At 70.7% G+C, this 13,933-nt stretch carries 6 protein-coding genes; 2 read left to right on the top strand and 4 right to left on the bottom strand.

The window, feature by feature from the left end; genetic code table 11:
- Window positions 1-29 precede the first annotated feature (29 nt).
- Window positions 30-2,081, bottom strand: a complete 2,052-nt coding sequence (locus tag RY94_RS02485) for an acyltransferase family protein (RefSeq protein ID WP_082045990.1) — start codon at window positions 2,079-2,081, stop codon at window positions 30-32.
- 217 nt (window positions 2,082-2,298) lie between these two features.
- Here RY94_RS02485 and RY94_RS02480 point away from each other — a divergent pair, with 217 nt between their 5' ends.
- On the top strand, window positions 2,299-6,429 hold the full coding sequence (locus RY94_RS02480) for an FtsK/SpoIIIE domain-containing protein (RefSeq protein ID WP_043441125.1): 4,131 nt from the start codon (window positions 2,299-2,301) through the stop codon (window positions 6,427-6,429).
- On the opposite strand, the gene RY94_RS02475 is transcribed toward RY94_RS02480, so the two are convergent.
- Entirely contained in the window at window positions 6,392-6,814 is a 423-nt protein-coding gene (locus RY94_RS02475) for a hypothetical protein (protein ID WP_043441122.1), read from the bottom strand. The genes RY94_RS02480 and RY94_RS02475 overlap by 38 nt on opposite strands.
- Window positions 6,815-7,065: 251 nt before the next feature.
- Between RY94_RS02475 and RY94_RS02470 the strand changes: the two genes are divergently transcribed.
- Complete coding sequence (locus tag RY94_RS02470; RefSeq protein WP_043441485.1) at window positions 7,066-7,314, top strand: WhiB family transcriptional regulator; 249 nt, start codon at window positions 7,066-7,068, stop codon at window positions 7,312-7,314.
- A gap of 156 nt (window positions 7,315-7,470) precedes the next feature.
- On the opposite strand, the gene RY94_RS02465 is transcribed toward RY94_RS02470, so the two are convergent.
- Together RY94_RS02465 and RY94_RS02460 are read right to left on the bottom strand one after the other, a co-directional pair.
- On the bottom strand, window positions 7,471-8,949 hold the full coding sequence (locus tag RY94_RS02465) for a sensor histidine kinase (RefSeq protein WP_043441120.1): 1,479 nt from the start codon (window positions 8,947-8,949) through the stop codon (window positions 7,471-7,473).
- A 118-nt stretch (window positions 8,950-9,067) separates the two neighbouring features.
- Window positions 9,068-13,897, bottom strand: a complete 4,830-nt coding sequence (locus tag RY94_RS02460) for an NAD-glutamate dehydrogenase (protein WP_043441118.1) — start codon at window positions 13,895-13,897, stop codon at window positions 9,068-9,070.
- Window positions 13,898-13,933: the final 36 nt, after the last annotated feature.

Raw genomic sequence — 13,933 nt, 5'->3', positions numbered from 1 at the left:
GTCCGACACCGACCGCCCCGACCACCGGCCTACAGGCGGACGGTCTCGTCGAAGCGCTGGGTGAAGACCGGCAGCATGGTCCTGAGGTAGGTGGCGCTGACGTGGTTGTCGTCGATGTACACGAAGACGTTGCCCACGACGGCCGGGCACACCTCGTCCCGGCACAGGTGGTCGGTGAAGTCCAGGAAGGCGACGTTCGGGGCCTGGTCGAGCAGCTCGGCGACCGGCGGCTGATCGGTGAGGGTCTCAGCGCGGGGAGGGTTGCACTCCGGGCTTTCCGCGCCCTGCGTCTCGACGCAGAGCACCCGACTCGTCCCGAAGCGCGGATTGTCCCGGACGGCCGCCACCTGGATGCCGCTGTCGTCGAGCATCCGTGCCGTCCGGGCGAACCCGGCCGGCAGGACGTCCTGCGGATCATCGCTCCGGGCCACCGTTCCGACCGTGTAGACGAGGTCGGGCGCCTGCTTCAGCACGTAATCGGTCACCGCCGCGTTCCACTGCTCGCACTCCGGTGTGCGTCCCTCCGGACCCGACCCGTACTTGCATCCTCCCAGCAGGACGAACGTCAGCTTCCAGCCCCTCTCCTGCGCCATCGCGGCCAGCGGGACCGACCACTGCTGGGAATGCGAATCGCCCACGACGATGATGTCCCGCACGGGCGCGGAGGGAGGGTCGATGACGTAGCACTCGCTCCGGATCAGTTCGTCCTCGGGTTCGTCGTCCCCGGCACACACGCTGTCGAGCTGGAAGTACTCCTTGCCCATCTCGGTGGTCGCGGGGATCAGTGGGACCCCCTCGGGAGCGGACAGATCGAGGAGCGGGTCCAGCACCAGCGCGCCCGGATTGTTCGTGTCGGCGTTCGCGGCGGCGTCCCGGGCCTGCTGGGTGATGAGGTGCTGCCAGCCGGCCAGGGGTGCGGCGACCAGCGCCACGCTGACGGCCAGGACCACCACCGCGCGACGCCGACGCCTGTCCGCCCATGCCAGGGCCCGCATGGGCCGCTCGACGAAGCGCATCGTCAGGTACGCGAGCACGAGCGACACGGCGATGACGATGAAGCCGCCCAGGACTCCCGGCGAGGGCCGGTCCTGCCAGATGAGGGCCAGCACCAGGACCGGCCAGTGCCACAGGTACAGGGCGTAGGACAGGTCGCCCACGCGGACCAGGGGCTTGGCGGACAGGAAGCGGTCAGCGCCGATCGCGCTGCCGGTCTGGCCTGCGACGATCACCAGCGCTGCGGCCAGCAGCGGCCACAGCGCGACATATCCGGGGAACTGGCCCTGGACATCGAGGATGAAGCCGCCGCTGAGCATCGCGACGACACCCACCCAGCCGGCGGCGATGCGCAGTGCGAGCGGCAGCCGGATGAACGGCAGGGCCAGGGCCAGCAGGGTTCCGAGTGCGAACTCCCAGAGGCGTGCACGGGTGTCGAAGTAGGCATAGGCCTGGTTCGTGTACGTCTCCCAGATCGAGAACCCGAGCGAGGCGACGAACACGACGCCGAACACGAGCAGGACCACGCCACGCACCCTGAGCCGGAACCTGCGGGCCAGCAGCGCACTGGCGAGGAACAGCAGGGGCCACAGGATGAAGACCTGGCCCTGGACCGAGAGGGACCAGAAGTGCTGGAGGGGACTCGCGAGGCTGTGGTCGTCCGCGTAGTAGTCGACGGCGTTCGAGGCCAGAACCCAGTTCTGCACGTAGAACAGGGACGCCCAGGACTGCTCGATGATGTCGGGCCACCGTGATGGCGGGACCAGGACGTAGCTCGCCCCGAGGACACCGACGATGACGACGACGACCGCGGGCAGCAGCCGCTTGAACTGGTGCAGCCAGTGCCGTGCCAGGTCGAGCGGCTTCCCGCCCTCGACCTTGCGCAGGAAGGACAGGGACAGCAGGAAGGCGGAGATCAGCAGGAAGACGTCGACACCGCCTGAGACCCGGCCGAACCAGACGTGGTAGGTCACCACCATCAGCACGGCGAGCGCCCGGAGGCCCTGCACCTCGGGACGGAATCCACGGTCGGAGCCGCCGGCCGCACCCCGGGGAGCAGCGGTCGGACTTGCTTCAGCGACGGCCATGGGCATTCTTCTCGGTAGACACGATGATCGATTGTACCGGGGCTACCTCCACGGCCGGATCGGTCGCGGAGGTGGGTTGCGGAGGGTCGGTCGCCGAGTGGCGGCGCCCGGGCCCCGGCCTGCGGCAGGCGTGGTTGTCCACATCCCGGGGGTGCCGCTAGGGACCCGCCCCCTCCCGCCCTAGCATCGGGACGAGTCACCGCCCAGGAGGTTCCCGATGGATCTGCACGTCACGCTCGCCGGTGCTCCCCCGACGGCCTTCGCACCCCGGGAGATCGTCGTCGACACCGACGTCCTCAGTACCGGCGCGGCGCTGGCGGACCGGCTCACGGCGGGTGGGTACCCGGGGCCCTTCACCGTGGACGGACGACCGCTCGCCGCCCTCCTTCCCCACTCCGACGACCTCACGCAGGGTGCCGTCGTCGTGTGCGGAGCGCCGCCGGGTCCCCCCACCCCTGCATCGCTCCCCCACCTCGCGTTCGTCGTCCACACGGGCCCCGATGCCGGCCGGGTGATCCCCCTGACGCGGGGCAGCTACGTCATCGGACGCGCGGGGGCCGACATCGCCATCGCCGATCCTGCCCTCTCCCGGCATCACGCCCTGCTCACGGTGACGGAGGACTCCGTCCTCCTCGAGGACCTCGGGTCGGCGAACGGGACCTTCGTCGGTGAGGCGGGAATCACGACGTCGGACATCACCAGCGCTGCGGACCTGCGGATCGGAGGGAGCCGGTGCGGTATCCGACTGATCGACGACCCGGCATGGACGCCAGGAGACCCCCGGGGCGTCCTCGAGCCCCTGTCCATCGCTGCGGAGCTGCCGGGCAGTCCGTCGCGCATCCTCGTCCTGACGGCATTCCTGCCCCTCGTGCTCGGGATCGTCCTCGCCCTGACCACCGGCCTGTGGTTCTTCCTCGCGTTCAGTGCGCTCTCCGCCGTGACCGGACTCGTACCGCTGATGACGTATCGCCGGAAGGCGGCCGTCTTCGCCGGCGAGGTGCGCGACGCGGCCGGTCGGGACCGCGCCAGGCGTGGGAGTGCGGCGCCCGATCCCGGACAGACGGGGCTCGAGGCTGTCCGCGCATCCCGCCACCCGCCGTCGGAGGCGGTCCGGGCCGCGAGGCCGGACGCGGATGTGGTCCTGCTGCGGCTCGGCAGGGCGGACCAGCCGGCCAATCTCACGGCCGCGCGGGCCGTTTCCGCGTTCAGGCCCCCGACGCTGGACGCCGTCCCGCTCCTCCTCCCGTGTTCGCGGGCATCGGACACCGGCGACGCGCCCCGCGCCGGCCCGTTCACGATCACCGGTGACGGCGAGGACGTGCAGGGCGTCCTGCGGGCGCTCCTGCTCCAGGCGGCCCACCCGCGGTCGGGGGCCCCGACCGTCGTGTGCTGGGGACCGGCCGGGGACCTCCCCCACCACGCACGCTTCCTGCCGAACGTGCACCTCACGCATGACCGGGGCGTCCTCGCCTCGCTCGCAACACAGGCCGCGCTGCTGCTGGTCTTCCAGCTCTCCGGGGACCTGCCCGGGTTCGCCGGCGAGGCGAAGGCCTTCGTCATCCGCGTCGCCGCCGGACCACGACCGGACCGGACCCTCTCCGGGCGCGGGGCGGACCCCGGAGCATCGGGGATGACGCTGACGGCGGGGACCGCCCGGGCCCGCATGGACGGCCGCGACTACGAGGTCCTTCCGGACCGGGTCTCGGCACGGACCTTCGAGCGGACGGCGCGGGCGCTCGCCCGGGCGGCGGCGCCCGACCCTGCCTCGGGTGCCGGCGACCGGAGGACCCGGCCCTCCGCGGCTCCGGCCCTGCCGGAGTCCGCCTCCCTCTGGTCGGAGGAGCTGATGCCGGCGACGCTCGCACCAGCGGTCACCCACCGGTGGTCAACGTCCGGCGGCGAGCACGCCATCGCCCACGTGGGCCGGTCCGGGAACGGTCCGCTGTCGATCGATCTCGTGAAGGACGGCCCGCACCTCCTGGTCGCCGGCACCACCGGTTCGGGGAAGTCGGAGTTCCTGAGGACCCTCGTGCTCGGACTCGCCCTCGATCAGCCACCCGAGCACCTCACGCTGCTCCTGATCGACTACAAGGGCGGTTCCGGCCTCGGTCCACTGGCAGCCCTGCCGCACTGCGTCGGCAGTCTGACCGACCTGTCGGCCGAATCCACGGGCCGGGCCCTGACGTCGCTCCGGGCGGAGCTGCGCCGCCGGGAACACCTGTGCTCCGCGTACAGCGCGCACGACCTGGACGAACTCCGCCGCGTCGCGCCGGAGGACTGCCCCCCGCGACTGGTGATCGTGATCGACGAGTTCAGGATGCTGAGCGACGACGTTCCCACCGCGATCCCCGACCTGATGAGGATCGCCTCGCTCGGCCGGTCACTCGGAGTGCACCTGGTCCTGGCGACCCAGCGGGCGCAGGGCGCCGTGACCCCGGATCTGAGGGCGAACATCACCGCGACGGTACTCCTCAGGGTCCAGACCCCGATGGAGTCGCAGGACCTCCTCGGCACGTCGGCGGCCGCCGGCCTGCCCCTGGACGCCCCGGGCCGGGCCTTCCTGCGCCGCGGATCGGAGGCACCGATCGTCTTCCAGGTCGCGTCCTCGTCGGCGGTACCCGCCGCGGACCTCAGTGCGGGCTGGCAGGACCTCGCCGCACACGTCGGTGGTGCATCGGCCGGTGCCGCAAGGGCGGACGTTCCCGGCGCCGACGGAGCAGCCCCGCACCGGCGGCAGTGCACCGTCCTCGGACAGGCGGTCGATGGCCTGCGATCCGCGGCCGGCGGGTCCTCCGCGCCGCGGCCACGCCGCCCCGTCCTTCCGCCCCTGCCGGCCGTGCTCACCTCGCGGGCATGCGAGGACTTCCCTCCCGTCATGGCGGAGGGCAGCACCCCCGGTGCCCGCCCCGGACGCGGGGGTGTGCCCCTCGGCGTCGCGGACTTCCCGGACCGCCAGGAACAGCGGCTCCTGCTCTGGAGACCCGAGGACCACTCCCACCTCGCCGTCATCGGCCTCCCCGGCAGCGGCGCGACCCAGGCCATCGCGGCGGTCGTCTCGCGCCTGCCCGCCGTCGATCCCGACGTCCACCTGTATCTCCTCGACGGTGACGGCAGCCTGGCCGGCTGCTCGACGGGCCCACAGGTGGGTGCCTATGTCCGATCGGAGGAGACGAAACGTGCCGGCCGCGTCCTCGAGAGACTGGCGGGTCTCGCGGGCGGGCGCACCGAGGACGAGCCGAGGATCGTCCTCGTGGTCACCGGGTGGGGACGATGGAGCAGCCAGTTCCGCCAGGGCCGCTTCGCCCGCGCGGAGGAGGACCTGCAGTCGCTCGTGCGGGACGGCGCCGCACGCGGGGTCACGGTCTGCATCGGTGGGGACCGGGAGCTGACCACGGCCCGGTTCTTCGCCCTCCTCCTGAATCGCGTCTACGTTCCGCTGGGCGCCCAGCAGGAGACGACGATGGCCTGGCCGAAGATGCCGCCCATGGATGCCGTCGCGGGCCGGGGCTTCGCGCAGGGCCGCATCACCGGGATCTGGGGTGACGGCACCTGCCAGCTCGTGCAGGACGGCACCCGCCCCGGCCCACTCCCGCTACCCCCGGCGCGGGCGCCGTTCCCGGTCCATCCGCTGCCGTCCACCGTGGACGCCGCCCGGCTCCATCGGCGACCCATGGCGGAGCCGCGGCCGGGATCGATCGATCTCCCCGTAGGGCTGTGCGGGGACGACCTCGATCCGTATGCGATCAGCCTCCGACCCGGCGAGGTCTTCCTCGTGCTGGGCCACCCGACGGCAGGACGCAGCACGGTGATCCGGGTGCTCAGGGATTCGGCATCGCGGCTCAGTCCGCGTCCTGCCGTCTTCGCGCCGCCGGACGGCGCGGCGGACGCGGAATCGCTGAGCTACTGGCGGGATCTCGCCGGGCGCGGCGTCGGCCCGTCGGCGCGGGACTGCCTCCTGCTCGTCGATGATGCGGACCATCTTCCCGCCGACGTCCACCAGGCGCTCGCCGGGCTTCTCGCGCAGGGTGCCGCCGCGGTGCTCACCGCCGTGCCGGGTCCGTCCCTGATGACACGGGTCCCCCTGGCCGTCCACGTCCGCGGACTGGGGCGCGGTCTGGTGCTGTCCCCGAGATCACCGGCCGACGGCGACCTCCTCGGGGTGCGCCTCGAGCCGGAAGGATCCCCCACCCCGGGCCGCGGGTTCGCCTGCGACCCGTCGGGCATCGTGGAGGTCCAGGTGGCGCGGGTGCAGGAGTGTCAGGACGGGAAGGAACCCCCGGGGGCAGGGCCGCGCCCGCCCGCACCGCGACCTACAGCGTCCTTCCCGGCCCCGCCGCCCGGGTGGTGAAGTCGATGACGGGCTTCGAGAACAGGGTGAGGATCACCGCTGCGGCCGGGGCGATGAGCAGGAGGCCGATGAGCGGATTCCCGGCCGTGAAGAACGGGAACGCCAGGATCACCAGGAACAGCTGGACGACGAGGGACGGCGATCGCGGCCAGCGGAAACCGGCCACGAGTTTCCGCGCCATGGCCACCAGGCCTGCGGCGACCAGCAGGAGCAGGACGGTCATGAAGACCGATCCTCCGACGGAGATCGGGTCCCGCCCGAAGATCGACAGGAGGAAGCCGACCGACAGGGCGAGGAGGGCGATCGCCTCGAGCACCAGGACCACGGCGATCAGGACGACGCCGGGCGGTCGGGTTGCCCGCTGCGGGGCTGGATCGGTGGACACCCTCGAACCCTACCGGACCGGCTGCTGTCCGCTCGATGCCGGCCGATCACGTCCATAGCAGGGATCGCTGTGACAAACCACTCACCCGTCGGACCAATTAGACCGGTCAAGCCCTTGTTTACCTGTTGGTTACGTGACAGCGTTAACTCAGTTGAAACCCGGGGGCCGAAATCGGCCCCTTTACTATGAGCCCCCTCGTGAATGTTTTCACAAACACACGATGCGTGAGGCTGAAGGAGAATGTGATCACCATGGATTGGCGTAGTCGCGCGGCCTGTCTGGACAAGGACCCGGAGCTGTTCTTCCCGGTCGGGAACACCGGACCGGCGCTCCTTCAGATCGAGGAAGCGAAAAGCGTCTGCCGCCGCTGTCCGGTGCAGGACACCTGCCTGCAGTGGGCGATCGAGTCCGGGCAGGATGCCGGAGTCTGGGGCGGGTTGAGTGAGGACGAGCGCCGTGCGCTCAAGCGCCGGGCCGCCAGGGCCCGTCGCGCCTCGTAGGGGAGGGCTCCGGGCCGTGGAATCGGCCCGGCGCTGACGGAGTCCTGCGATGCAGGGTCCGATTGATCGACGAAGGGCCGCCCGGTGGGCGGCCCTTCGTCGTCGGAGCCGCCGTCCGGGCTCCGCCGGTGGGACGACCGCCGTGAACCGGTCCGCCTAGAAGCTCTGGTTGAGGCGCAGTCCCAGCTCGAGGGTGACCGACGTGCCGCCACCGGGACGTGTGCTCCACGCGATCGTCCCGTCGAGCTCGCTGGTGACCAGCGTCCTGACGATCTGGAGGCCCAGGCCTTCAGCGTGTCCGCCGACCGGCAGGCCGACGCCGTCGTCCTCGACCGTGACGCAGAGGATCTCCTCGCCGTCGTCCTCCGTCCGCCGGTTCGCCCTGAGCCACACGGTCCCGGCGCGGCCGGACAGGCCGTGCTCGACGGCGTTGGTCACGAGCTCGTTGATCACCAGGGCCAGCGGTGTCGCGAGGTCGCTCGGAAGCTCCCCGAAGTCCCCGCTGCGTTCGGTCCGGACCGCCTGGGACGGTGACGCCACCTCGGCGGACAGGCGGAACTGGCGGGAGATGAGTTCGTCGAAGTCGACGCTCTGCGCGAGGCCCTGGGACAGCGTCTCGTGCACCAGTGCGATCGTCGACACACGGCGCATGGCCTGCTCGAGGCCGAGCTTCCCCTCCTCGCTGACCATCCTGCGGGACTGCATCCGCAGCAGCGCGGCCACGGTCTGCAGGTTGTTCTTCACGCGGTGGTGGATCTCGCGGATGGTCGCGTCCTTCGACACGAGTTCCATCTCGCGGCGACGGAGCTCGGAGACGTCCCTGCACAGCACGAGGGCCCCGAAGCGTTCCTTCTCGTCCCGCAGCGGGATGGCCCGCAGGGACAGGCTGACGCCGCGGGACTCGATCTCCGTGCGCCACGGCATCCTGCCGGTCACCACCAGGGGCAGCGTCTCGTCGACCATGCGGCGGTCCTTCAGCAGGCCCGTGGTGATCTCGGCGAGCGGCCGGCCCTCGAGGGTCTCCACGTCCCCGAGGCGGCGGAAGGCCGACACCCCGTTGGGGCTCGCGTACTGGACGATGCCGTCGACGTCGAGCCTGATCAGCCCGTCGCCCACGCGCGGTGCGCCGCGGCGGGACCCGGTCGGGGTCGCGAAGTCGGGCCACAGCCCGAGCGTGCCCATGCGCAGGAGGTCGTAGGCACACTGACGGTAGGTCAGTTCGAGCCGGGACGGCATCCTCGAACTGGACAGGTCCATGTGGGTCGTCACGACGGCGAGGGTACGGCCGTTCCGCACCATGGGGACGGCCTCGACCCGCATCGCCATCTCGGTGGTCCAGTTGGTCTCGCCGGAACGCTCGATCTTCTGGGACGCCCAGGCGACGTCGACGAGCGGCTGGAGGTCCGCCCGGATGCGCTCGCCCACGAAGTCGCTGTGGAAGACCGTGTGCGACGTCGACGGCCGGGCATGCGCCAGCGCGACGTACCCGCCCCCCTCGAGCGGGAACCACAGGGCGAGGTCGGCGAAGGCGAGGTCGGCGACCATCTGCCAGTCCCCCACGAGGAGGTGGAGCCACTCCGCGTCGCCGGGCTCGAAGCCGGCGAACTCGCGGATCGGATCAGTGAAGATAGCCATGGAGTCTCTCTGTAGCGAAAAAACGGCCGGCGGACCGCGGACGGACGCCGGCCCTCCGGCGGGGACGCCGGAGTCCAGTCTGCCACCCCCGGCCTGGCACCCCCGCCGGGAGCGACCGTCAGCGGACGATCGAGCGGAGGAGCCTGAGTGCGACCGACAGCGACGAGATGTCGTCCTGCTCCAGCATGTTCACCTCGGCGAACATGTTGCTCGCCCGCTGGAGCTGGTCCTCGTTCTGGTCCTGCCACGCCTGGAGGCGTTCCCCGGCATCGCGGTCCTGCATGTCCTGGGACGCGCGCATGACGGCCACGGTGATGTCCGCGGCGGTGGAGTAGAGATCGTCCCGCAACGCCGCCCGTGCCAGAGCCTGCCACCGGTCCGTCCTCGGCAGCTTCGTGATCCGCTCCAGCAGGTTGTCGACCTCGAAGCGGTCGTAGACCGCGTAGTAGACACGGGCGATGTTCTCCACGGGCTCGTCGATCCTGCGCGTGGCGTGCGCGATGTCGAGCAGGGCGAAGGATTCGAACTGCTCGGCCCAGTGCCGGCCGAGCTCGTCCGGCAGGCGCCATTCCGCAGCCCGCGCCCGCCAGCTGCGGGCCCGCTCCAGGTCGTTGCCCCGGAGATACTCACAGAGGTGCATCCGGAAGGGCGCGATCAACGGCTTGAACGCGTCGATGTTCTGGTCCACCGAGGTGCCCGGCTCGACGTGGTTGACGAACCAGCGCACGGCGCGATCCAGGAGCCGCCGCAGATCCAGGTGCACGGTGCACCAGTGGTCCGTCGGGAAGTCCGCCGGCAGCGCCGCGAGCCTGTCCACGGTCTCGTCCAGCGAGTAGATCTCGCGCAGTGCCACGACGGCGCGGGCGATCTCCGGTTCGGCGACGGAGGTCTCCTCCATCACCCGGAAGGCGAACGTGATCCCGCCCATGTTGATGATGTCGTTGGCGACGACGGTCGAGATGATCTCCCGGCGCAGGGGGTGGGTGTCGAGCAGGTCGTCGAACCGCTCCACGAGCTGGCGCGGGAAGTAGCGCCGCAGCGTGCCGCTGAAGTACGGATCGTCGGCGAGGGTGCTGGCCGAGAGCACCCTGGTGAGTTCGATCTTCGCGTAGGCCGCGAGGACCGAGAGTTCCGGCGCGGTGAGGCCCTGGCCGGCGTCGATCCTCCGGCGCAGGTCCGCCGTGGTCGGCAGCGCCTCGAGGTCCCGGTCGAGATCGGCCTTCTTCTCCAGCCAGTCCATCATGCGCTCGTAACTCGGGCCCCATTCGACGACCCGCTGGCGGTCGTTGAGCAGCAGCACGTTCTGGTCGATGTTGTCCTGCAGGACCAGCCGGCCGACCTCGTCCGTCATCGACTGCAGGAAGTCCGCGCGTTCCTCTGGCTGCAGGCGCCCGGCCCGGACCATCCGGTCGACGAAGATCTTGATGTTGACCTCGTGGTCCGAGCAGTCCACGCCGGCGCTGTTGTCGATGGCGTCGGTGTTGAGGACGACCCCGGACCGCGCCGCCTCGATGCGTCCGCGCTGGGTCATCCCGAGGTTCCCGCCCTCACCGACGACGCGCGCCCGCAGTTCGCTGCCGTTCACCCGGATGGCATCGTTGGCGCGGTCGCCCACGTCGGCGTTCGTCTCCTCGGAGGACTTCACGTAGGTCCCGATACCGCCGTTGTAGAGCAGGTCCGCGGGGGCCCTGAGGATGGCGCGCAGCAGTTCGGGGGGACTCAGCTGCGTGACCCCGGCGTCGAGGCCCAGCGCTTCCCTCACCTCGGGCGAGACGGGGACGGACTTGACCTGCCGCGGGTACACACCGCCACCGGCGCTGATGAGCGCGGGGTCGTAGTCCTCCCAGCTCGATCGGGGCAGCTCGAACAGGCGCCGTCGCTCGGCGAAGGACACCGCCGCGTCCGGGGTCGGGTCCAGGAAGATGTGGCGGTGGTCGAAGGCCGCCAGGAGGCGGATGTGCTCGGAGAGCAGCATCCCGTTCCCGAAGACGTCACCACTCATGTCGCCCACCCCGACGACGGTGAAGTCGTCGGTCTGGGTGTCGACGTCGAACTCGCTGAAGTGCCGCTTCACGGACTCCCACGCGCCGCGCGCGGTGATGCCCATGGCCTTGTGGTCGTAGCCGACCGATCCGCCGGAGGCGAAGGCATCGCCGAGCCAGAAGTCGTACTCCGCGGACAGCTCGTTCGCGATGTCCGAGAACGACGCCGTGCCCTTGTCCGCCGCGACCACCAGGTAGGCGTCGTCGTCGTCGTGCCGGACCACGCGGGGCGGCGGCGACACCGTCTCGGTGGTGCCGTTCGTGATGACGTTGTCGGTGATGTCGAGCAGACCGCGGATGAAGGTGCGGTAGCTGGCCTGGCCCTCGCCGAGCCACGCCTGGCGATCGAGGGCGGGGTCCGGCAGCTGCTTCGCGAAGAAGCCGCCCTTGGCACCGGTCGGCACGATCACCGCGTTCTTCACGGTCTGGGCCTTGACGAGGCCGAGCACCTCGGTCCGGAAGTCCTCGCGCCGGTCGGACCAGCGCAGGCCGCCGCGGGCCACCTTGCCGAAGCGCAGGTGCACTCCCTCGACCTGCGGGGAGTAGACCCAGATCTCGAACTTCGGCCGCGGGAACGGGGCCCCGTTGATCCGTGAGGTGTCGAACTTCAGGCTCACATGGCGCTTGTCCTGGAAGTAGTTGGTCCTCAGGGTCGCCTCGATGAGGTTGGCGAAGGTCCGGAGCACGCGGTCCGCGTCGAGGGTCGGCACCTGCTCCAGGCCCTCCTCGAGCGTGGTCCGGGCCGCGTCGGAGGCGGCGTCCCGGTCGCCGTCGAGATCGGGGTCGAACCGCGCGGTGAACAGCGCCACGAGGGCCCGGGTGACGACCGGGTTGTGGAGCAGGGTGTCGGCGACGAACCCGTACGAGTTGGTGTTGCCCATCTGGCGCATGTACTTGGCGTAGGCACGCAGGATCGCCACCTGGCGCCACCCGAGTTCCTCGCTGAGCACGAGCCGGTCGAACTGATCGGACTCGCTGTCGCCCGTGACGGCCGCCCTGAAGGCGTCGCGCAGCAGTGACGCGGTGGCGAGCGGCGAGATGCCGGTGGGGAACCTCAGCCCGAGGTCGTACAGGAAGAACGAGCGGTCGTCCGACCGCGTGATCTCGAAGGGCCGCTCGTCCAGCACCTCGAGGCCGAGGTTGTGGAGATAGGGCAGGATCTGCGTGAGGCTCTTCGCCTCGGTCAGGTAGAGCTTGAGGCGGGCGTCCTCGGCATCCTGCCGCTGCGGCACGTACACGTGGAGCTGCGGAGCCCCGTCGCCCGCCTCGGCCAGCCGCTCGAACCGGGAGATGTCCTCCAGGGCGTCCTCGACCTCGTAGTCGACGCGGTAGCTGGGAGGGAAGGACTCCGCCCACAGCGTCGCGAGGCGCTGCGCGCTGTCCTGCTCGAACCGCTCCTGCGCGACCTCCACCACTCCCTCGGACCAGGAACGGGCCGCGCGGACGAGGCGTTCCTCCAGGTCGGCGGTGTCGATCACGGGGATCTCGGCCCCCCGCTGCAGCCTGATCCGGAAGAACAGCCGCGCGAGCGCGGACTCGCTCATCCGCGCCTCGTAATCGATGGACTCGGCGTTCAGCGCTGTGCGCAGCTCGTCCTCGATGCGCCGCCGGACGCTGGTCGTGTAGCGGTCGCGGGGCAGGTAGACGAGCGCGGACATGAAACGGCCGTACACGTCAGGGCGCAGGAACAGCCGCGTCCGCCGCCGCTCCTGCAGGCGCAGGATCCCGAGGGCCGTGGACACGAGATCCGCGACGTCGATCTGGAACAGCTCGTCGCGCGGGTAGGTCTCGAGGATGGACAGCAGGTCCTTGCCCGAGTGCGAGTCCGAGGGGAACCCGCAGCGGCGCAGCACCTCGGTGACCTTGTCGCGGACCAGGGGCACGTTGAGCACCGAACCGGTGTAGGCGCTGGTGGCGAACAGGCCGATGAAGCGGCGCTCGCCGTCGACGTTGCCCTGGGCGTCGAAGCTCTTGATGCCGATGTAGTCGAGGTACGCCGCGCGGTGCACGGTCGAGCGCGAATTCGCCTTCGTGATCACCAGGACCCGCCGCTCGCGCGCCTTCGCGCGTCCGGCCTCGGTGAGCTGCTGCAGGTGCCTGCCGCCACTGCCGGACCGGAGCAGGCCGAGACCGCTGCCCTCGCGGACGCGGAGCGCGTCGGCGCCGTCCTCGTCCGTCACGAGGTCGTACTCCTTGTAGCCGAGGAACGTGAAGTTGCCGTTGTCGAGCCATTGCAGGAGTTCCTGCGCCTGGCGCAGGTCAGGGAGCTGCTCGGCGCCGGCGACCGATGCGAGCGACGCCTCGACGGAGCGCACCGTGGTGCGCATCGCGGGCCAGTCCTCGACCGCGGCGCGGACATCGCCCAGCACCCGGTGGAGGCCGTCGATGACCGACTCCTTCGCCGCCGTGTCGGACAGGCGCGCGACCTCCACCGAGATCCACGACTCGATGTGCGTGGTCCGTCCGTCCAGGCCCACGAGCTCGCCGATGTTCGGCAGGGCCGCGGTGTCCCCGCTCGACGCGCCGGCGGTCGAGGGGACGCGCTTGAGTGCCGTGAGGGCGTGGGATTCGTCCTCCCGCACCGCGAGGAACGTGGGATGCACCACCAGCCGGATCGCCGCGTTCTGCCGGACGAGCTCGGCCGTCACCGAGTCGACGAGGAACGGCATGTCGTCGGTGACGATCATGACGACGCTCGAGGTGCCCTGGTCCATGACGCCGACGGAGGCCGTTCCCGGCTCACGGGATTCGGCGAGATCCCGGTGGGCGAACGCCCGCTGGCGGAGATCGGTGGGGACGTATCCGACGGCGTCCTCGCGCGCGAGATGCTCGAAGTAGTGCTCTACGAAATCCTCCCGTGACGTGTCCGAGCTTGACTGATCCGTTGTCCTGGATCCAGACGACATGGGGAGGGCCTCCGTAACGAAATGAAAGGCCGCTCC

The organism is Arthrobacter sp. L77 (assembly GCF_000816565.1).
In the GTDB taxonomy this organism is placed as follows: domain Bacteria; phylum Actinomycetota; class Actinomycetes; order Actinomycetales; family Micrococcaceae; genus Arthrobacter_D; species Arthrobacter_D antioxidans.
The sequence above is the reverse complement of the archived record's forward strand: the minus strand, read 5'-3'. Positions and strand labels throughout refer to the sequence as shown.